14 protein-coding genes are annotated in these 19,925 nt (G+C 75.1%); 9 read left to right on the top strand and 5 right to left on the bottom strand.

From position 1 onward, the window contains the following. Nucleotides 1–28: 28 nt before the first annotated feature. Together ACZ64A_RS05920 and proP are read right to left on the bottom strand one after the other, a co-directional pair. Nucleotides 29–874, bottom strand: coding sequence for a DUF72 domain-containing protein (locus ACZ64A_RS05920; RefSeq protein WP_469808461.1), 846 nt, complete (start codon nucleotides 872–874; stop codon nucleotides 29–31). Nucleotides 875–1,075: 201 nt separating this feature from the next. Beyond that, nucleotides 1,076–2,584, bottom strand: coding sequence for a glycine betaine/L-proline transporter ProP (proP, locus tag ACZ64A_RS05915; RefSeq protein WP_469808459.1), 1,509 nt, complete (start codon nucleotides 2,582–2,584; stop codon nucleotides 1,076–1,078). 320 nt (nucleotides 2,585–2,904) lie between these two features. On the opposite strand from proP, the gene ACZ64A_RS05910 reads away from it, so the two are divergent. From ACZ64A_RS05910 to ACZ64A_RS05900, 3 genes are all read left to right on the top strand, one after another. Beyond that, a complete protein-coding gene (locus ACZ64A_RS05910; RefSeq protein WP_469808458.1) occupies nucleotides 2,905–5,415 on the top strand; it encodes a SpoIIE family protein phosphatase in 2,511 nt (836 codons plus the stop codon). 997 nt (nucleotides 5,416–6,412) lie between these two features. Beyond that, complete coding sequence (locus ACZ64A_RS05905) at nucleotides 6,413–9,220, top strand: SpoIIE family protein phosphatase (RefSeq protein ID WP_469808457.1); 2,808 nt, start codon at nucleotides 6,413–6,415, stop codon at nucleotides 9,218–9,220. Nucleotides 9,221–9,393: 173 nt separating this feature from the next. Then, nucleotides 9,394–10,758: an FAD-dependent oxidoreductase gene (locus tag ACZ64A_RS05900; RefSeq protein ID WP_469808456.1), complete on the top strand. Its 1,365-nt coding sequence runs from the start codon at nucleotides 9,394–9,396 to the stop codon at nucleotides 10,756–10,758. Nucleotides 10,759–10,816: 58 nt separating this feature from the next. On the opposite strand, the gene ACZ64A_RS05895 is transcribed toward ACZ64A_RS05900, so the two are convergent. Together ACZ64A_RS05895 and ACZ64A_RS05890 are read right to left on the bottom strand one after the other, a co-directional pair. Beyond that, nucleotides 10,817–11,833: a hypothetical protein gene (locus tag ACZ64A_RS05895; RefSeq protein WP_469808455.1), complete on the bottom strand. Its 1,017-nt coding sequence runs from the start codon at nucleotides 11,831–11,833 to the stop codon at nucleotides 10,817–10,819. Further along, nucleotides 11,830–12,213 (bottom strand): PadR family transcriptional regulator, encoded by a 384-nt coding sequence (locus ACZ64A_RS05890; RefSeq protein WP_469809075.1) that lies wholly within the window; start codon nucleotides 12,211–12,213, stop codon nucleotides 11,830–11,832. The genes ACZ64A_RS05895 and ACZ64A_RS05890 overlap by 4 nt, the downstream gene beginning before the upstream one ends. Before the next feature lie 222 nt (nucleotides 12,214–12,435). Here ACZ64A_RS05890 and ACZ64A_RS05885 point away from each other — a divergent pair, with 222 nt between their 5' ends. The 3 genes from ACZ64A_RS05885 (at nucleotide 12,436) to ACZ64A_RS05875 (ending at nucleotide 15,402) form a co-directional block, all read left to right on the top strand. Next, nucleotides 12,436–13,134: a hypothetical protein gene (locus ACZ64A_RS05885; protein WP_469808454.1), complete on the top strand. Its 699-nt coding sequence runs from the start codon at nucleotides 12,436–12,438 to the stop codon at nucleotides 13,132–13,134. 384 nt (nucleotides 13,135–13,518) lie between these two features. Then, nucleotides 13,519–13,839, top strand: a complete 321-nt coding sequence (locus tag ACZ64A_RS05880) for a hypothetical protein (RefSeq protein ID WP_469808453.1) — start codon at nucleotides 13,519–13,521, stop codon at nucleotides 13,837–13,839. Nucleotides 13,840–13,959: 120 nt separating this feature from the next. After that, entirely contained in the window at nucleotides 13,960–15,402 is a 1,443-nt protein-coding gene (locus tag ACZ64A_RS05875; RefSeq protein ID WP_469808452.1) for a hypothetical protein, read from the top strand. Here the strand turns inward: ACZ64A_RS05875 and ACZ64A_RS05870 are convergent. Further along, entirely contained in the window at nucleotides 15,345–16,031 is a 687-nt protein-coding gene (locus ACZ64A_RS05870; protein ID WP_469808451.1) for a maleylpyruvate isomerase N-terminal domain-containing protein, read from the bottom strand. The two genes, ACZ64A_RS05875 and ACZ64A_RS05870, sit on opposite strands and share 58 nt — an antisense overlap. Nucleotides 16,032–16,158: 127 nt before the next feature. Here ACZ64A_RS05870 and ACZ64A_RS05865 point away from each other — a divergent pair, with 127 nt between their 5' ends. Genes ACZ64A_RS05865 through ACZ64A_RS05855 form a run of 3 tightly spaced genes read left to right on the top strand, consistent with a single transcriptional unit; the run spans nucleotide 16,159 to nucleotide 19,818 of the window. Beyond that, entirely contained in the window at nucleotides 16,159–16,707 is a 549-nt protein-coding gene (locus tag ACZ64A_RS05865; protein ID WP_469808450.1) for a (2Fe-2S)-binding protein, read from the top strand. Further along, the gene (locus ACZ64A_RS05860; protein WP_469808449.1) at nucleotides 16,704–17,696 is read left to right on the top strand and encodes an FAD binding domain-containing protein; all 993 of its coding nucleotides are present in this window, start codon (nucleotides 16,704–16,706) and stop codon (nucleotides 17,694–17,696) included. Before ACZ64A_RS05865 ends, ACZ64A_RS05860 begins: the two co-directional genes overlap by 4 nt. A gap of 22 nt (nucleotides 17,697–17,718) precedes the next feature. Further along, complete coding sequence (locus ACZ64A_RS05855) at nucleotides 17,719–19,818, top strand: xanthine dehydrogenase family protein molybdopterin-binding subunit (RefSeq protein WP_469808448.1); 2,100 nt, start codon at nucleotides 17,719–17,721, stop codon at nucleotides 19,816–19,818. Nucleotides 19,819–19,925 lie beyond the last annotated feature (107 nt).

The following is a 19,925-nucleotide window of genomic DNA, read 5'->3' as shown; positions in this document are numbered from 1 at the left end:
CGCCGGTGGGCACGGCCGGCGCGGGCGCTCACACGCCCAGCAGGTCCCGCATGCGGGCGGCGGCGTCCACGGCGGCCGTACCGCAGCAGTTGTTGAACAGCACATGGAGCCGGGCGGTGCCGTCGGCCAGGTCCCGCAGCCGTGGCACCCACTCCTTCAGTTCCGCATCCGTATAGGCGTGGCGGAAGCGGTCCTCCTTGCTGCCCGTCCCCCACGCGGGGCTGCGGCCGTGGAAGCGGACGACGGACAGTTCCGGTGAGGCGACCGGGGTGACGGGCGGCACGGAGGCCGGCAGCCCCTGCGCCATGTCGACCCCGACCGCGGCGAACCCGTGGTGTCGCAGCAAGGCCCGTGTCCCGTCGTACCGTTCGCCGCTCCACCACTGCGGGTGGCGGAACTCGACCGCGACGGGCCAGCCGGCGGTCCGTGCGGCGCAGTCGGCGAGGACCTCCTCGGCCCGGGCGCCGGGCTTCAGCCAGGGCGGGAACTGGAAGAGCAGCGTGCCCAGCCGGCCGGCCGCGCGCAGCGGTGCGAGCGTGTCGGTGAAGCGCGACCAGACCGCGTCCAGTACGGCGGGGTCCCGGTTGTCGGCGGGCAGGCCGTCCGGCAGGGCGGCGGCCCGTGTGGGATGCCCGGTGAGCAGGGAGAAGGCCTTGACGTCGAAGACGAACCCGTCGGGTGTGCGCTCCGCCCACAGGCGGCTGTTGCGTGCGGAGGGCAGGGCGTAGTAGGTCGCGTCGACCTCGACGACGGGGAACTGCTCGGCGTAGTACCGCAGCCGTCCCTCGGGGTCCCGCCGCCCGGCCGGGTACCAGCCGCTGCCGACCAGTGCCCGATCGGTCCACGAGCATGTGCCCACGAGAATCTCACCCATGGCCGCCTGTTACCCCGACACGGCGGCCCCATGGGGCGGTTGGGGGCACGGGCGCGGACGGAAGCGGGGTGGCTCCCGATCAGGGGGCCACCCCGCTTCGTTTCGGCGCGGTGGGTCAGGGGAGGCACCCCACTCCGGTTCGGCGCGCCGGATCAGGGTGGGGCCATCCCGCTTCAGCCCGGCGTGCCGGCCGACAGGTCGTCAGAAGCGCGGCACGGGTGCCTGTTCCTCGCACAGGCGGGCCGCCTCCTCCGCCGTCTCCACCGACGGCGGGGAGCCGTCGAGGGGGCGGCGGGCCGTCTCCTTCATGCACGCCACGGCCACGACACCGACGAGGGCGGCGGCCACGGCGTAGTACGCGGGCATCAGCTCGCTGCCGGTGGCCGAGATCAGGGCCGTGACGACGAGCGGGGTCGTCCCGCCGAAGAGGGAGGCGGAGAGGTTGTAGCCGATGGACAGCGAGCCGTAGCGCACCTGGGTCGGGAACAGCGCGGGCAGCGCCGCGGACATCGTGCCGAGCAGACACACCAGGGACAGCCCGAGCATCAGCATGCCCGCCGACACCGCCGCCAGGCTGCCCTGACCGACCAGCAGGAACGCGGGCACGGACAGCACCAGGAAGCCGAGCATGCCGGCCATCAGCAGCGGCTTGCGGCCCACCCGGTCGGAGAGCCGGCCGACCTGGTTGATGAGCAGCATCAGCAGCACCATGGTGGCGATGAGGATCAGCAGGCCGTGCGCCTCGGAGTACCCCATCTCGTCCGACAGGTAGGTCGGCATGTACGACAGCAGCATGTAGTCGGCGATGTTGTACGCGCCGACCAGGCAGACGCACAGGATCAGCGTCCGCCAGTGCTCCCGGAAGATCTTCGCCAGGTCGCCGCGGGCACTGGTCTCCACGCCGGACGCCGCCTCCGACGCCCGGTGCACGGAGTCGTCCTCCAGCTTGCGGAAGGCCGGCGTCTCGTCCAGCCGCAGCCGCAGATACAGGCCGACGAGCCCGATGGGACCGGCGACCAGGAACGGCACCCGCCAGCCCCAGTCCTGCATGCCGGTGTCGCCGAGCCAGGCCGTCAGCGCCGTCACCAGGCCGGCCGCGCCGACGTATCCGGCGAGGGTGCCGAGCTCCAGGAAGCTGCCGAAGAAGCCGCGCCGCCGGTCGGGGGCGTACTCGGCGATGAAGGTGGACGCGCCGCCGTACTCACCGCCCGTGGAGAAGCCCTGCACCAGCCGGAAGAGGATCAGCAGGGCCGGCGCCCAGAATCCGATCACGGCGTAGGACGGGATCAGCCCGATGGCGAAGGTGCCGACCGCCATCATGATCATGGTCAGGGCGAGCACCTTCTTGCGGCCGATCCGGTCGCCGAGCGGTCCGAACACCATGCCGCCGAGCGGTCGTACCAGGAAGGACACCGCGAAGGTCGCGAACGACGACAGCAGCTGGACCGTGCCGTTCCCGGACGGGAAGAAGACATGCCCGAGGGTGACCGCGAGATAGCTGTAGATGCCGAAGTCGAACCATTCCATGGCGTTGCCGAGCGAGGCCGCCTTCACCGCGCGTTGCACGGCCTGCTCGTCGGTCACCGTGATGTCGGTGCGGCGCAGCGGTGGGTTGCGGCGCCGTCTCGCCGCGCGGAACAGTGCGCGGTGTCGGCGTTCGGCCTCCGGATCGGCGGCTTCCTCGAAGGTGTCGGTCACGCCGGGCACCATGGGGACTCCTTTCCTGCGGACTCCTGGGTCTCCTGGGGAACCCTGCGGACACCCGGGGACTCTGCGGACGGTCACAATCGCAAGATCGCCTGCTCGCTCGTGGCAGACGCAAACCCGGCAATGCGGCAGAGGGATGTTCGTCACTCCACCGGTGCGCGGCCGAGGTGCCCCCCCCACCCGCGCGGCCGATGTGCCGCCTCCCCGTACCGGGTGAGCCGCGCGAGCGCTCCGCGCGGATGCGGCCCACCCTCCGGGAGGCGCATTCTTGCTGTGTCTTCTTGCTGTGCCGTCGCACGGCGGCACACCGACGAGGTAGGGCCATGAGTGGGAGCGCCGGGGACGGACAGCGGCCGCCGGGGTCGTCGGCCGCGCTGCTGACCGACGCCGTGTCGCAGGCGGCGCGTGCGGCCGACGGCCGGGTCGCGGCCGTGTACCTGCCCTCGTCCGCCCCCGGGCTGCTGCGCCTTGCCGTGCTGTGCGGGCTGCCCGGGGCGCTGTTCCGGCCGTGGTGGCGGTTGCACGTGGAGTGGCCGTTCCCGGTGACCGACGCGTATCGGCTGGGAGCGCCGGTGACGCTGGCGAACCCGGCCGAGACGATGCGCCGCTATCCGCAGTTCGCGGCCGGTCTGCCGTTCCCGTTCGGATCGCTGTGCGTGCCGATCGCCCGGGACGAGCGGGCGCTCGGGGTGCTGGCCGTGCTGGGTCCGTCCGTGGCGGACAGCGAGGAGCTGGTGCCGCAGCGCCAAGCGCTGGAGGCGCTGGCCGGCCGGCTGGCCACGGAACTGGACGGCCCGGCGGACAGGGGTCCGGCCCTCACCTGGGACGCGGTTCCGCTGGAGGTGCGACCGCCGGGGCCGGGCCCGGCCGGCGGGCGCGTCGGCTGCCTTTCCTGGGATCCGGTGGCCGACCGCCTCACCGCCGACGGCCCGGCGCAGGCCCTGCTCGGGACCCCGGCCGGCCGGCTCCCCGGCGCCCTGGAGGCGCTGCGGCCGGTCGCTCCGGAGCTGCCCGCCCTGCTGCGGGAGGCGGCCCAGGGCCGGCCTCCGCCCCTGCCGGTGCCGGTGCGCGGCGCGGACGGCGCGCAGCGGCTGGTGCTGTTGTGGGCGCCGCGTGCGGGGGACGGGGGGCGGGCGCGGTCCGTGGACGGCGTCGTCCTCGACCCGGGGTCCGGCGCCCTGGCCGACGGGGCGGCCGATCTGCTGCCGCAGGGCGTGTTCTGCCTGGACCGGCTGGGCGTGGTCGGCTACGCCAATCCACGCGCCGCCCGGCTGCTGGGGGCGGAGCACGACGGGCTCCTCGGCCGCCCGCTGTGGGAGGCCGTGCCATGGCTGGGCCAGTCCGGCTGCGAGGACCAGCTGCGCCATGCCCTGCTGTCCCTGGAGCCGGTGCACTTCCAGGTCCGGCGGCCGCCTGCGCACGCGCGGCAGTCGTACGAGGGCGACTGGCTCGCCGTGTCCGTGCACCCCGGCACCCACATCCTGACCTGCACGGTCGTCCCCGCCAACCGGGTGCCCGAGGCACCGCCGCCCGCCGCCGCGGACGGCACACCGCACACCGCCGCGGCCGCGGACGGCACACAGCGGGCTGCCACGGCCGCTCCCCAGTACCGCCCGATCGCGCTGGCCATCGCGCTGTCGGAGGCGGTCACGGCGCGCCAGGTGTCGGCGGTGGTCGTGCAGGAGCTGCTGCCCGCGTTCGGCGGTCGCCGCCTGGCGATCTACCTGCTGCAGGAACGGCATCTGTATCTGGCCTGGGAGACCGGTTTCCCGGAGGGCTTCCTCACGCCCTTCGAGGGGGTGGCGCTGGACGCGCGGCTGCCCGGTGTCGAGACGCTGGTGACGGGCCGGCCGCTGTTCTTCGAATCCATGCAGCAGCTCCAGGACGCCTACCCGGGCATCCCGCTGGACGCCACCGAGGGCTCCCGCGCGTTCCTGCCGCTGATCGCCTCCGGCCGTCCGGTCGGCTCGTGCATCCTCGGCTTCGACCGCTCGCGCGGCTTCAGCACCGAGGAGCGCACGGTCCTGACCGCGCTCGCCGGCCTGATCGCCCATGTGATGGAGAAGGCCCAGCGCTACGACACCGAGGCCGCCCTGGCGCACGGGTTGCAGCAGGCGCTGCTGCCCCGCCGCCTGCCCACGCATCCCCGGGTGGCGACAGCTGGGCGGTATCTGCCGGGCACGGAGGGGATGGACGTGGGCGGCGACTGGTACGACGTCGTGCCGTCCGGGGACGGGCTGGCGCTGGTGATCGGGGACGTGCAGGGGCACGGGGTGCAGGCGGCGGCCACGATGGGGCAGCTGCGCAGCGCGGTCCGGGCGTTCGCGCTGAGCGACCGGCCGCCGGAGGAGGTGCTCGGCGGCACCAACCGGCTGCTCATCGACCTCGACCCGGGTCAGTTCGCCAGCTGCTGCTACGTCCGGCTCGATCCGGTCAGCGGGGTGGCGCGGGTGGTGCGGGCCGGGCATCCGCCGCCCCTGCTGCGGGAGCCCGACGGCCGGACCCAGGCGGTGGACCTGCCCGGCGGGGTCGTCCTCGGCGTGGACCCGGCCGCGCGTTACCCGGTGTCGGAGCTGCGGATGACGCCGGGCGCGGTGCTCGCGCTGTACACGGACGGGCTGGTCGAGCGGCCCGGCTTCGACATCGACGACGGCATCACGGCGCTGCGGCTCGCCCTGTCCCGGGCGGGTACGCCGGGCACCGACCCGGGCTGCCGCTCCCTGGCGGACGTCGCCGACCGCCTCACGGCAACGGCCCGCCACGCAGCGGACCGCCCCGACGACATCGCCCTCCTGCTGGCCGCACTCACACCGACGGCGACGCGGGGCAACTGACGAACGCGACGACGCACGGCCACCACCGCAGCCCCGCCGCCGACGCGCGGCCCCTGCATCGGGCGCGCCGTGGGGGCCACGCACGCCCTGGCGGGCGGCCACACCCGGCCCGACGCCCGGCGCCCCGCGCGGAGCACGCACGCCCTGGCGGGCGGCCGCACCGGGCCCGACGCCCGGCGCCCCACGCGGGCCACGCAGCCCCCGGGAGGGCGGCCGCACTGGGCCCCGACGTGTGACGCCTCGCGCGGACCACGTACGCCCTGACCGGCGGCCGCACCCGGCCCCGACCTCCGGGGCCCGTGCGGCCACGCAGCCCCGGCGTGCGGCCGCAGCGCGACCCGCCCCGCGGGCACGGCACGCATGCGTCGCCGTCGTCTCCGTCGCGCGACGCCGCCCGCGTCCGTACGGCCCGCTCATCCGACGGGCCACCGCCCCGACACCTCGGCCCCGGCCACGCGCGCCCCCCCCCCAGCGGACCGCGGCGCCCCGCTGCTGCGGCCCCGCCGGCCCGCCGCACCCCGTCCGCTGCGGCCCCGGCCGGCCCGCCACACCCCATCTGCTGCGGCCCCGCCGGTCCGCCACACTCCGTCCGCCACACTCCGTCCGCTGCGCCCCCAGCGGATCGCCGCACCGCATCCGCGGTGACCCCCACCCGGCCTGCCGCACCCCGCTGCTGCGACCGGCACCGAACCGCAGCCCAGTGGCCCGGCGTCCCGCCCATGTCGCGCACCCCCCGCGACCCGGCGCCCCGCCCGCGCCGCGCACCCCCGCGCGCAGCCCGCGTCACGCAACCCCGCGCCCCCGCGCCCCGCCCGCGTCGCGCACCCCCGCGGCCCGCCGGCCCCGCGGCCCGCCAGCCCCGCTCCTGCCGCGCTGTCGCGCAGCGGCGGCGGGTGGGGTCGCTGCGGCGTGGTGTGCGGCTGTGGGTGTCCCAGGGGGCGCTGCCGCGGTGTGACGCCCCTCGCCTCACGGGGCGCGGCAGTGTAGACATGGGCACATGGTCCGACTTCTGGGTCGATCCGGGACCCGCTCGCCCCGGCGTCCCGGCAGCCGGCGTGAACCGCACGGCCATGACGGCGTACCCCGCACGGGCGGTGAGCGCCTGCGGCGGGCGGCCGCGGCGCCCGCGCCCGGCGCCCGGCGCAAGGGCCCCGGCCGCACCCGCCGCCAGCCGGCGGCGGGCCTGCGCGCCCGGCTCGGCGGCCGCAGCCTGGCCGGGCAGGTGTTCGTCCTCAACGTCGTCATCGTGCTGCTGCTCGTCGTCGCCGCCGTGGTCGCGCTGCTGCTGCAGGTCCGCAACGACACCACGCAGGAGGCCCGCAACCGCTCCCTCGCGGTCGCCGAGACCTTCGCGAACGCGCCCGGCACCCGGGCGGCGCTCAGCACGCCCGACCCCACGGCGGTGCTGCAGCCGCACGCCGAGGCGGCCCGTGTAGCCGCCGGTGTGGACTTCATCGTCGTCACGAACACCGACGGCATCCGCTACACCCACCCCAAGCCGGACCGCATCGGCAAGAAGTTCGTCGGGACCATCGCCCCCGCCCTGGCCGGCGGCACCGTGGTGGAGGAGGTCAACGGCACGATCGGCCGGCTGGTGCAGGCCGTGGTGCCGGTGAAGGCACCCGACGGGAAGGTGGTCGGGCTGGTGTCCGCGGGCATCACGACCGCGCACGTGGGCGGCGCGGCCGACCGCCAGCTGCCGCTCGTGCTGGCCGCCGCGGCCACGGGGCTGGCACTGGCCACCGGCGGCACGGCCCTGGTGAGCCGGCGGCTGCTGCGTCAGACGCACGGCCTCGGCCCGCGCGAGATGACCCGCATGTACGAGCACCACGACGCGGTGCTGCACTCCGTGCGCGAGGGCGTGCTCATCGTCGGCGGCGACGGCGACCTGCTGCTCGCCAACGACGAGGCGCACCGGCTGCTCGACCTCCCGGCCGACGCCGAGCGGCGGCACGTGCGGGAGCTGGGCCTGGACGCGGACACCGCCGAACTGCTGGCCTCGGGACGCGTCGCGACCGACGAGGTGCACCTGGTCGGCGAGCGGCTGCTGGCGATCAACCAGCGGCCGACCGATCTGGAGGGCGGCCCGGCCGGCAGCGTGGCCACGCTGCGCGACTCGACGGAGCTGCGGGCCCTGTTGGGCCGGGCGGAGGCGGCCCGCGAGCGCCTCGACCTGCTCTACGCCGCCGGCGTGGGCATCGGCACCAGCCTGGACGTGGCCGGCACGGCGAAGGAGCTGGCCGAACTGGCCGTGCCCCGGTTCGCCGACTTCGTCACCGTGGACCTCTTCGACGCCGTCCTGTCCGGGGAGGAACCGGAGCCGGGCGGCGCGCTGCGCCGGACGGCGGTCAGCGGGGTCCGCGACGACACCCCGCTGTTTCCCCTCGGCCACCAGCTGCGGTTCGTGGACTCCTCGCCGCACGGGGTGAGCCTGCGGACGGGCCGGGCGGTCAGCGAGCCGAGCCTGGCCGGGGCGGCGGGCTGGCAGGCGCAGGACGTGGAGCGTTCGGCGCTGGTCGTGGAGTACGGCATCCACTCGCTGATCACCGTGCCGGTCCGGGCGGGCGGCCGGGTGCTGGGCGTGGTGACCTTCTGGCGCGCCGAGCGGCCCGAGCCCTTCGACGAGGAGGAGCTGGCGCTGGCGGAGGAGCTGGTCACGCGGGCGGCGGTGGCCATCGACAACGCGCGCCGCTACACCCGTGAGCACGGCCTCGCGGTGACGTTGCAGCGCAGCCTGCTGCCCCGCAGTCTGCCCGCGCAGAACGCGCTGGACATCGCCTACCGCTATCTGCCGGCCCAGGCGGGCGTGGGCGGCGACTGGTTCGACGTACTGCCGCTGTCGGGTGCCCGGGTGGCCCTGGTCGTCGGCGATGTCGTCGGCCACGGGCTGCACGCGGCGGCGACCATGGGCCGGCTGCGGACCGCGGTGCACAACTTCTCCTCGCTGGACCTGGCGCCGGACGAACTGCTCACGCTGCTGGACGAGCTGGTGGGGCGGATCGACCAGGACGAGGCCGCCGACGGCTCCGCCGCCCCGGTCACCGGCGCGACCTGCCTGTACGCGGTGTACGACCCGGCGGCGCGGCGCTGCACCGTCGCCCGGGCCGGCCATCCGCCGCCCGCGGTGGTCCACCCGGACGGCAGTGTGGTGTTCGCCGAGGTGCCGGCCGGTCCCCCGCTGGGGCTCGGCGGCCTGCCGTTCGAGGCGGTGGAGCTGGACCTGGCGGAGGGCAGCCGGCTCGTGCTGTACACCGACGGGCTGGTGGAGGACCGGGAGCGGGACATCGACAGCGGTCTGGAGCTGCTGCGCGGGGCGCTGGCCGGGGCCGGTCCGTCGCCCGAGGACACCTGCCGGTCGGTCCTGAACGCGCTGCTGCCGGCCCGGCAGGCCGACGACATCGCGCTGCTCGTCGCCCGGACGCGGGCGCTCGGCCCCGGCCGGGTCGCCGAGCGGGAGGTGCCGATGGAGCCGTCGGCCGTGAAGGAGGTGCGCGCGTTCGTCACCCGGCAGCTGGCGGAGTGGGGTCTGGAGGAGCTGGAGTTCACCACGGAGCTGATCCTGAGCGAACTGGTCACCAACGCGATCCGGTACGGCAGCGCCCCGGTGCGCGTGCGCCTGCTGCGCGATCGCAGCCTGATCTGCGAGGTCTTCGACGGCAGCAACACCTCGCCGCACCTGCGGTACGCGGCCCTGTCCGACGAGGGCGGGCGCGGCCTGTTCCTGGTCGCGCAGCTGACGGAGCGCTGGGGGACGCGCTACACCCAGCACGGAAAGATCATCTGGGCGGAACAGCCGCTGCCGTGACCCGGCCGGCGGACCTGTGACCCGTCGAGCAGCCTTTGCCCATCAAGCGGGTCTTTGACTTCCCATAAGGCCCGCTTATGAGGTCATAGAGCCGACCCGCGTACCGACTTAGGCTTGCCTTAGTTTAGGCTTCCCGTCGAGTCGATCATTCGCCGCTCGAAGGGAAACCCGTCATGCCTCGCCCCCTGCGGGTCGCCATCGTCGGTTCCGGCCCCGCCGGGATCTACGCCGCCGACGCGCTCCTCAAGTCCGAGGTGGCCGCCGAGCCCGGCGTGTCCATCGACATCTTCGAGCGCATGCCCGCCCCGTTCGGCCTGATCCGCTACGGCGTCGCCCCCGACCACCCGCGGATCAAGGGCATCATCACGGCCCTGCACCAGGTGCTGGACAAGCCGCAGATCCGCCTCTTCGGCAACGTCGACTACCCGACCGACATCTCCCTGGACGACCTGCGCGCCTTCTACGACGGGGTGATCTTCGCGACCGGCGCCACGGCCGACCGCGCGCTGCCGATCCCGGGCATCGACCTCGACGGCTCCTACGGCGCCGCCGACTTCGTCTCCTGGTACGACGGCCACCCGGACGTGCCGCGCACCTGGCCCCTGGAGGCCGAGAAGGTCGCGGTGCTCGGCGTGGGCAACGTGGCCCTCGACGTGGCGCGCATCCTCGCCAAGACGGCGGACGAACTGCTGCCCACGGAGATACCGGCGAACGTCTACGACGGCCTGAAGGCCAACAAGGCCGTCGAGATCCATGTGTTCGGCCGCCGTGGCCCGGCGCAGGCCAAGTTCAGCCCGATGGAGCTGCGGGAGCTGGACCACTCGCCGAACATCGAGGTCATCGTCGACCCCGAGGACATCGACTACGACGAGGGCTCCATCGCCACCCGGCGCGGCAACAAGCAGGCCGACATGGTCGCCAAGACCCTGGAGAACTGGGCGATCCGCGACACCGGCGACCGCCCGCACAAGTTGTTCCTGCACTTCTTCGAGTCGCCCACCGAGATCCTCGGCGAGGACGGCAAGGTGGCCGGCCTGCGCACCGAGCGGACCGAGCTGGACGGCACCGGCAACGTGCGCGGCACGGGCAAGTTCACCGACTGGGACGTGTCGGCGGTCTACCGCGCGGTGGGCTACCTCTCCGACAAACTCCCCAAGCTGCCCTGGGACCTGGACAGCGGCACGGTGCCCGACGAGGGCGGCCGGGTCGTCGAGGAGGGCGGCACCCACCTTCAGTCGGTGTACGTCACCGGCTGGATCCGGCGCGGCCCGATCGGCCTGATCGGCCACACCAAGGGCGACGCCAACGAGACGGTGGCCAACCTGCTGGACGACCACGCGAACGGCCGTCTGCAGACGCCGGCCTCGCCCGCTCCGGAAGCGGTCGACGCCTTCCTGGCCGAGCGGAACGTCCGCTTCACGACCTGGGACGGCTGGTACGCCCTGGACGCGGCCGAGAAGGCGCTGGGCGAACCGCAGGGCCGCGAGCGCGTGAAGATCGTGGAGCGCGAGGAGATGCTCAAGGCGAGCGGCGCGTAGGCATGTGTGGACAGCCGGGTGCGGGGCCGTGAGGGCCCCGCACCCGGCTGCCGGCATGTCACCGCCCGCCCCGGTGGATCCCGAGGCACCGTCCGCCGATCACCGCCGGTGCCGCGGTGAGCAGCAGCACCGCGCCCGCCTGTGCGAGCAGTCCGGCCCGCAGCGCGCCGGGGAGGGGCACGGAGAGCCACGGATACAGGGCCGCGACGCGCACCGCGAGGACCAGCAGGCCGAGCGCGGTGAGGGCGGCGGCCGTGCCCGCGTCGGCCGCTCCCCGTCGGCGACCGCGCCACAGGAGCCAGCCGAGGACTCCGACGACGAAACAGGTGCTCGGCGCCCACACCGCGTCGACCGAGCCCGGCACCAGGACGAGCGAGGCGCCGGTCACCACACAGCAGGCCAGATAGGCGAGGCCGGGCGAACCGGCGGGCAGGGCGGCCGGGGGCGCGTCACGGTGGTGGGCCGCGCACACGGCGAGCGCCGTCAGCCAGGAGAGCAGCGCGGTGGCCGTGGCGTAGGCCGGCTGCGGCGGGAACGCGTCGGAGACCAGCGGCGCGAGCGGCGGCCACAGCGTGGGCAGCGCGGCGAGCAGCACCGCGACACGGGCGGGGCCCCTGCGGTCGTGCAGCAGGGCGAAGTATCCGGCCGTCCACAGCAGCGGCAGGATCCACTGGGCGAGCGCCGCCACGGTGCCGACGGTTCCGCCCGGGCCGGTGAAGCCGGACAGGAACATGCGCCACTGCGCGGGACCGTGCGTCCCCGCCCAGGCCACCTCCAGGACGCGGTCCACGACCGCGGCGGCGGCCTGGAGCAGGACGGCGAAGAGCGCGAACTGCCGTACGGCGGACCCCAGCAACGCATAGCGGCGGGGTGCGCCGGAAGCGCCGAGCCGGGTGCGCAGTGCGAGCCCCGCGATGCTCGCGGCCTCGCCGAGCGTCGGCCGGGACTGCTCCTGCGTGTCCAAGTCGACGTCCCACAGGTAGACCTCGACCATCTCCTCCTCACGCTCGGCCCGGTAGTAGGCGGGGAGCAGGCGCAGTACGGCGCGGTAGCGCTTCTCGAGGAGTGTCGTCATGCCAGGCCTCCGGCGAGTCCGGGTCCCGCGGTGGGCGGGACGGCGGGGTGGTCGGCGGGGTGCGCGGGGGCGCGCCGGCCCTCGGCGATGCGGCGCTTGGCCGCGTTCGCCCCGGCGGCCATGCGCTCGGCCTCGGCGTCCAGGGCGCGCAGCCCGTCGTCGGTGAGGCGGTAGTAGCGCCGCAGCCGTCCTTGCTGCACCTCTTCGCGGTCCAGGACGATCAGCCCGTCCGCGGTGAGCCGGTCGAGCACGCCGTACAGCGTGCCGACGCGCAACTGCACGTCTCCGCCGGACAGTTCCTCTATCTCGCGCAGGATGCCGTAGCCGTGCCGGGGCCGGTCGGCCAGGGCCGTCAGCACGAGGAACGCCGCCTGCGTCATGGACTTCGCTGCCATGCGTCCACAATATATCGGCGGCCGATATATTCCGCAGCGCGAAACACCGGTCCGCGCGCTGGAGTGAGCCGGGCCGCGGCTTCCGCGTGGGAGGCGGATGGCGCGGGCCGAGCGTGGGCATGCTGTGAGCGAGGCCACTTCCGGGGGATCGGTGGATCATCCTCGGTGCCTGCCCGCCTGATCGGCTCCCACGAAGGACAACCGCTCTTGTCTCTGACGATTCCTGACGCCCCCTCGGCGCGCCGCCCGGGTCGTTGCTGGACGATCCGGGTGGTCGGTCACCGCGACCGCAGCGCCTCGGTCACCTGCTCCTCGGCGTGTGTGATGCCGTCCCGTTCCCGTGACCTCGCGGCGCTGCGCCGGTTCGCCGAGGCCCATGCCCTCGCGCACGCCCGCGCCGCGGCCGTGCGCTCCGACGCCGCCTGCTGGTGCCGTCATCACGGCTGCGCCCAGCACGAGGGCACCCGTGTCTCCTGCGCGGGGACCGTGGTGCTGGTGCTGCGCCACGATCCCTCGGTCGGACAGGTGTGGACGCTGAGCGAGGTGTGTTCCGCCTGCGCCCCGCTGATGAGCCACGCGCGCGTGGTGGCCCGCGCCGCGGCCCGGCCCGCCCCGGCCGTTCCCCGACCGGCGGCCACCGGGCACCAACCAACCACTGGGCACCGCCCGGCCGACGACGGACAAGCGGCCGCCGGGGAACGAGCGACCGACGGGGGTCAACCGGCCGGCGGGGGCCTTCCGGCCGCCGGTCAGCGGTCCTCGGCCCGTTCCGGTCGGATGGCGGCGCCGTTCGTCCCGGGAGGGTTCAGCGCACCCCCGGCCGACGGCGTGCCCACGCCGAGGGAACCGCGTCGGCGCGGCCGGCGCCGAGGCCGCCCCGAGCGGGAGGGCAGCGGCGGTTCCTGAGCCGCTCAGGGACGGGCGAGGGTCTGCTCCAGCAGGCCCTGCACCTTGCGCGGGCGGCTGAGCCATACGGGCCGCCGGCGCAGGGCCGAAACGGACAGGGCCCGTCCCGATGCGGATGGTGGACGGGCCCTGTCCGCCCGGACGATTGTGCTGGGCCGCGCCCGGCCGGAACCACGGGTGCGCAGCGCTCGCCGTGGTGAACGGCGCACACGCCGTGCGCGCGGCGTGCGCCCCGTGTGCGGCGGCCGAAGACGGTGAGCCGGGCAGTCCCCGGAAGGGCACGGCCCGTGCGGAGTGAACCGCCGCGACATGCCGCCGTACGCCGGCCCGCCCGGATGGACACCCCGGCGACATGCCGCCGTACGCCCCGGGTACCCGGCCCGCATGAACGACCGCAAGACACCTGATCCGCGTGAGGCCGCCCAGGCGGCGGAGACCGCCGACGAACAGCGGGCCGCCTCCCGCCCCTTCAGCTACCCCCACGAAGAACGGCGTGCCGGCGTCCGCGCCACCCGGCACATCAGCCGCGAACAGGCCGACGCCGAGAGCGTGCCGGGCGTGCCCGGCGGCTACGGCACCACGGGCGGTGGGCAGCCGAACACCCGGGGCGCCGGCGCCCGGCCGGGACGGGACCAGGCCGACGACGAGGCCGGCGTGACGGACATCGTCGGGGGCCGGGAACCCCACACCGACCGCACGGAGTGACACCGGCGCAAGGCGGCCGGGCCGAACACGGAGTACGCCCCCCTCACCCCCGTGTGATCCACGGGGGCCGCGGCGACGATACTGGCAGTGCACGTCGTCCCCGCGCTCACGAACGGACCCATGCCGACCTCGCCCACGGACCGCCCTGATCCCTCCACGACACCCCCGACGCTGTGGCCGGCCCGCGGCCGGTTCCTGGGGTCCGCAGCCGCCGGTGTGCTGCGCAGACACCTGCAGCGGCTGAAGGACGACGGGGCGGTCCAGGACTTCCTCGAACTGCCCGAGGACGAGTCCCCCGCCGGCCGGCGCGTCTTCGAGGCGCGCTGGCAGGTGGCGGACGGCGTCACCGTCCGTGCGCGGCTGACGGTCGCCATGGGCGCGGGACACGGTCAGGAATGGCTGCTGGTCGCGGAGGCCGAGCGGCCGTGGGACCTGCGCTGGCCGTCGCCGGCCGGTGTGTTCTGGCCGGGTGAACCGGACGGCGGATGGGCCCACGAGTCGGCTACCGGACTGCGTTTCCTCCAGGTCAACGCGTTGCCGGAGGACGACAAGGCGCTGCGGCGGGTCCTGAAGGACGCCCTGCGCGACCGCTGGACCGTCCATGTCGTCGTCCACGAGGCGATGACCCCCGACGAGCGCGGCCGCGGCCCGCTCACCCCCTTCCTGCCGCCGGGCCTGCACCACCGCGTCGTGGAGCACCGGGCCGCACCGCACCAGCTGCGCGCCCTGAACTACGCGCTGCGCGACGCCGGAGTCGAGGTACCGCGCGGCGGTGCCGCGGTGCTGCCCGGCGCCCCCGTTCCCGAGGGCTGGAGCGCCGCGGACTTCTCGGTGCGCAGTGTGTTCCTGGACGGCTCCGAGCCGGTGGAGCTGGTCGACGCGGTGACCCGGTTCGCCGCCCTGTCACGTCCGCTCCCGGACGGTGCCGCAGGACAGCTGGGCGCGCTGCGGGAGGAGTGGCACCTGTACACGCTGGAGGAGGAGCTGGAGCGCCAGCGCGCCCTGGTCGCCATGTACGCCGACGCGCTGGAGGCGATGACACGCTCCCGTGACCTGTACCGGGAGGCCGCCGAGCGGGCGCACGAGGCGCTGGCCGCCTACCGGGAGACCGCCGCGCCGACCGCCGGTGACCCGCCGGCGCCGGCCAGGCCCGCCGGCCGTCCGCTCCAGCAGCTGACCCGGACCTTCGAGCGCCTGAAGATCTCCGGCCGCTCCCTGCGGCCCACCGCTTCCCGCGAGCCGGCCGCCACCCCCGCGACGGCCGCCCTGGCCGGACCGGCCGCCGCCGAAGGGGCCGCTTCCGAGGGTGACCCCGTGGACGGGACCCCGTCCGTGAGTGAACCCGGGACCCCGGAAGCGGCTCCCCCTTCGGGTGACCTTGCGGCCTCCGGTGGGAACACCCCTTCGGGTGAAACCGCCGCCGAGACGCCGGCCTCGCCAGGTGGACCGGCCACGTCCGGCGCGGGCACGCCTCCCCGTGAAAGGGTCGTCGTCGCCGAGTCCGGTCAGGACAGCAGCGGCAGCCGGTCCGCGTCGGAGCCCAGCGCGCGCCGTTCCTCGTGAGTGAGGGGCGCGCGGCCCGTCGCGGCACGCGCGTAGTGCTCGTCGCTCCAGTCCAGGGGCACGGGCCGGCCCAGCAGTCCGTCCAGGGTGGCGCGTACCGCGGCCAGGCCCTCCGGTGCCGGGCGCGGCGCCTGAGGCAGGGACACGGTGAGGTCGAGGTGGTGCACGGTGGCCTCGACGGCGCGCGTCGTCAGCAGGTCGCCCGCGGTCAGGACGTGGCCCTGGGTACGCACGGCCCGGGCCGGGTCGGCCGCGGCGCCCGCGGTGACGGTGGCGGCCGCGGTCTCCAGGTACAGCTCACGCAGCGCGCCGAAGTCGAGGAACATGCTCGCGCTCACCCGCGCCCAGCGCCGCCCGTGCGCCGCGCCGGCCGGATCCGGCGCCCAGTCGTGCCAGTAGGTCACGGCGTCCCGGTCCGGTGATGCGCTCGCCGGCGTGTGCAGGGCGACGAGGGCCCGCTGGGCGTCGGAGAGACAGTGGAAGACCAGGTCGCGCACGGCCCAGCCGGTGCAGCCGGTGGGCAGCCACGACGCGTCGTCGCCGAGCGGCTCGACGACCGCCGCGAAGGCGCCGTAGGAGGCGCGCAGAGCGGCGACGGGGCCGGTGTCGTCCCGGTGATCACCTGTCATGCGGCCGGCCCAGGAAGCCCGCCCCGGCGCCGCGCCACCGCTTTCCGGCCATCCGCAGGTGTCACCCGGCGCGGTCGGGATACGCGGAGGGGACAGGACGACGCCCCCGTCCGGAGGGGAACACGACATGGGCAGCGAGCACCCCGCACCGTCGGCCGCGCACCGCTCCGACACGACCCTCCGGGTCAACGGCAAACCGCACACCCTCACCGTCGACCACCGGCGCACCCTCCTCGACCTGCTGCGTGAGGACCTGGGCCTGACCGGCGCGAAGAAGGGCTGTGACCACGGCCAGTGCGGCGCGTGCACGGTCCTGGTGGACGGGCGCCGCGTCAACGCCTGCCTGCTGCTGGCCGTGGCCGCGGACGGCTGCGAGGTGACGACCGTGGAGGGCCTCGCCGGCGACGGCGAGGCGTCCCACCCGCTCCAGCGGGCGTTCGCCGAACGGGACGCCTTCCAGTGCGGCTACTGCACACCAGGCCAGCTCTGTTCCGCGCTCGGCGCGCTCGCCGAGGCGGAGGCCGGGCACCCCTCGCACGTCACGGACCCGGCGGCGCCCTCCGGCCGGCCCGTACCGCTGACCCGGGAGGAGATCCGCGAGCGGCTGAGCGGCAACCTGTGCCGGTGCGGGGCGTATCCACGCATCGTCGACGCGGTGGAGGACGTGATCCCGTGAAACCCTTCGGCTATGTGCGCGCGGGCAGCGTCGCGGAGGCCACCGAGGCGTACGCCGCCCATCCCGGCGCCCGCTATCTCGGCGGCGGCACCAACCTGGTCGACCTGATGAAGCTCGGCGTGGAACAGCCGGCCGTCCTCGTCGACGTCACCCGGCTGCCGCTGGCGGGGGTGGAGGAGCTGGCGGACGGCTCCCTGCGGGTGGGCGCCCTGGTGCGCAACAGCGACCTCGCCGCGCACCCCTTGGTCCGCGACCGCTACCCGGCGCTGTCGCAGGCGCTGCTCGCGGGCGCCTCCGGGCAGCTGCGCAACGCCGCCACCACCGGCGGCAACCTGATGCAGCGCACCCGCTGCCCCTACTTCCAGGACCTGTCCAAGCCGTGCAACAAGCGTGAGCCGGGCACCGGCTGCAGCGCTCTGGACGGTGTCCACCGCGACCACGCGGTGCTCGGCCACTCCGAGCAGTGCATCGCCACGCATCCCTCGGACATGGCGGTGGCGCTGGCCGCGCTCGACGCGCGGATCGAGGTGTACGGCCCCGGCGGCGCCCGGCAGATCGGGGCGGACGTCTTCCACCGGCTGCCCGGGGACCGTCCGGAGCAGGACACCGAGCTGCGCCCGGGTGAGCTGATCACCGGGGTGCTGCTGCCGGCGGCGACCGCCGGGCTGCCCTCGCGTTACCGCAAGGCCCGCGACCGGGCGTCGTACGCCTTCGCGCTGGCGTCCGTCGCGGCGGTGCTGCATGTCGCGGACGGGGTCGTGGACCGGGCCGGGATCGCTTTCGGGGCGCTGGCGCACCGGCCCTGGCGCGCCCGCCGCGCCGAGGAGGCGCTGCGCGGAGCGGCGCCCACCGCGGCCGCGTTCGAGCACGCCGTCGATCTGGAGCTCGCCGACGCGCGCCCCTTGCGGGACAACGCGTTCAAGGTGCCGCTCGCCCGCAATCTCGCCGTGGACGTCCTGACCGGCCTGGCCCGGCCCTCGGGGACCTGACCGGCATCCGCCAGGAGGAACCATGACCGCCACCGCCGTGGGCGCGCCGGCCGAGCGCCGTGAAGCGCGCCTGAAGGTCTCGGGCACCGCCCGCTACGCCGCCGAGCACGACCTGCCGGGCCGGCTGTACGCCCGGCCGGTGCCCGCCACCGTGCCGCGCGGCCGGGTGACCGCCGTCGACACCTCCGCCGCGCTGGCTCTGCCCGGCGTCGTGGCGGTGCTCACCCACGACGACGCGCCGCGCCTGGGCGAGTCCGACGATCCGACGCTCGCCGTGCTGCAGGACGCGCGGGTGCCGCACCGGGGCTGGTGCGTGGCCCTGGTGGTGGCCGAGAGCCTGGAGGCGGCCCGCGCCGGTGCCGCCGCGGTCCGGGTGACGTACACGGAGGAGCCGTACGACGTGACGCTCACCGAGGACCATCCGGAGGCGTACGTTCCCGAGAAGGCCAACGGCGGGTATCCGGCGGTACGCGAACACGGCGACCCGGAGGGCGCGTTCGCCTCGGCGGCCGTGCGCGTGGACGCCACCTACCAGGTGCCGCCGCTGCACAACCATCCGATGGAACCGCACGCCAGCACCGTGCACTGGGACGGCGACCGGCTCACGGTGTACACCTCCAGTCAGGGCACGTCCGTCGTGCGCATGACGCTCGCCGGGCTGTTCGGCCTGCCCGAGGAGCGGATCTCGGTGGTGGCCGAGCACGTCGGCGGCGGCTTCGGTTCCAAGGGCACGCCGCGCGCGGACGTCGTCCTCGCCACGATGGCGTCGCGGGCGACGGGACGGCCGGTCACGATGGCCTACCCGCGCCGCTACCTGCCCACCTCCGTCGGCCATCGCGCGCCGACCGTGCAGCGGCTGCGCCTGGGCGCCGACGCCGACGGCCGGCTGACCGCCCTGCTGCACGAGAGCACCACGCACTCCTCGCGGATCAAGGAGTTCGTGGAGCAGGCGGCGGTGCCCGCCCGCGTCATGTACGGCGCCCCCGGGCACCGCACCGCGCACCGCGTCGTCCGCCTCGACGTGCCCACCCCGTCCTGGATGCGGGCACCCGGCGAGGCGCCGGGGATGTACGCGCTGGAGTCCGCGATGGACGAACTGGCCTGCGCGCTCGGTATGGACCCGGTGGAGCTGCGGGTCGTCAACGAGCCGGAGACCGAGCCGGACAGCGGCAAGCCGTTCAGCAGCCGGCACGTCGTGGACTGTCTGCGCGAGGGGGCCCGCCGGTTCGGCTGGGCGGAACGCGACCCGCGGCCCGGGACACGGCGCCAGGGACCGCTGCTGCTGGGCACCGGGGTGGCCGCGGCAACGTATCCGGTGCTGATCCAGCCGTCGACCGCGCGGGCCCACGCCCGGCCCGACGGCACCTACCTCGTCGAGATCAACGCCACCGACATCGGCACGGGTGCCCGGACGGTGCTGGCACAGGTCGCCGCCGACGCCCTCGGCGTACCGCTGGACCGGGTGCGTACCGACGTGGGGTGCAGCGACCTGCCGTACGCCTCACTGGCCGGCGGGTCCTCCGGCAGTTCCTCCTGGGGCTGGGCGGTGCACGAGGCGTGCGCCCGGCTGGCGGAACGGCTGGCCGCGCGGACCGGCCCGCTGCCGTCGGAGGGGCTCACGGCCGAGGCCGACACGGCCGGTACGGCCGACGCCGACAACCCCTACTCCCGCCACGCCTTCGGGGCGCACTTCGCCGAGGTCGCCGTGGACACCGTCACGGGCGAGGTCCGGGTGCGCCGGCTGCTGGGCGTCTACGCGGCAGGGCGGATCCTCAACGCCCGTACCGCGCGCTCGCAGTTCGTCGGCGCGATGACGATGGGCCTGGGCATGGCGCTGACGGAGGACAGCACCGTGGACCCGGCGTTCGGCGACTTCGTCCAGTCCGACCTGGCGTCCTACCACGTGCCCGTGAACGCCGACGTGCCCGACATCGAGGCGCACTGGATCGAGGAGGACGACACCCACCTCAACCCGATGGGGAGCAAGGGCATCGGCGAGATCGGCATCGTCGGCACGGCCGCGGCCATCGCCAACGCCGTCCACCACTGCACGGGCACCCGGCTGCGCGACCTCCCGCTCACGCCGGACAAGGTGCTGGGGGCACTGACGGGCAGCGGCTGACTCACGGCTCACGTACGACGGACGTCGGGCGGGGGCCCTGGCGAAGGCGACGGCCGCCACGGGGTCGTGCGACCCTCGTGGCGGCCGTCGCGCCGCGTGATCCCCGG

This window comes from Streptomyces sp. NPDC104814, from assembly GCF_055583185.1.
Note: the sequence above shows the minus strand (reverse complement) of the source record. Positions and strands in the feature narration are given on the sequence as shown.

Excerpts from the sequence above, each read along its gene's own strand:
- ACZ64A_RS05920 (WP_469808461.1), bottom strand. The coding sequence starts at position 874 with ATGGGTGAGATTCTCGTGGGCACATGCTCGTGGACCGATCGGGCACTG.
- ACZ64A_RS05880 (WP_469808453.1), top strand. The coding sequence starts at position 13,519 with ATGAACGACCGCAAGACACCTGATCCGCGTGAGGCCGCCCAGGCGGCG.
- ACZ64A_RS05895 (WP_469808455.1), bottom strand. The coding sequence starts at position 11,833 with ATGACGACACTCCTCGAGAAGCGCTACCGCGCCGTACTGCGCCTGCTC.
- ACZ64A_RS05865 (WP_469808450.1), top strand. The coding sequence starts at position 16,159 with ATGGGCAGCGAGCACCCCGCACCGTCGGCCGCGCACCGCTCCGACACG.
- ACZ64A_RS05890 (WP_469809075.1), bottom strand. The coding sequence starts at position 12,213 with ATGACGCAGGCGGCGTTCCTCGTGCTGACGGCCCTGGCCGACCGGCCC.
- proP (WP_469808459.1), bottom strand. The coding sequence starts at position 2,584 with ATGGTGCCCGGCGTGACCGACACCTTCGAGGAAGCCGCCGATCCGGAG.
- ACZ64A_RS05870 (WP_469808451.1), bottom strand. The coding sequence starts at position 16,031 with ATGACAGGTGATCACCGGGACGACACCGGCCCCGTCGCCGCTCTGCGC.
- ACZ64A_RS05900 (WP_469808456.1), top strand. The coding sequence starts at position 9,394 with ATGCCTCGCCCCCTGCGGGTCGCCATCGTCGGTTCCGGCCCCGCCGGG.
- ACZ64A_RS05905 (WP_469808457.1), top strand. The coding sequence starts at position 6,413 with ATGGTCCGACTTCTGGGTCGATCCGGGACCCGCTCGCCCCGGCGTCCC.
- ACZ64A_RS05855 (WP_469808448.1), top strand. The coding sequence starts at position 17,719 with ATGACCGCCACCGCCGTGGGCGCGCCGGCCGAGCGCCGTGAAGCGCGC.
- ACZ64A_RS05875 (WP_469808452.1), top strand. The coding sequence starts at position 13,960 with ATGCCGACCTCGCCCACGGACCGCCCTGATCCCTCCACGACACCCCCG.
- ACZ64A_RS05910 (WP_469808458.1), top strand. The coding sequence starts at position 2,905 with ATGAGTGGGAGCGCCGGGGACGGACAGCGGCCGCCGGGGTCGTCGGCC.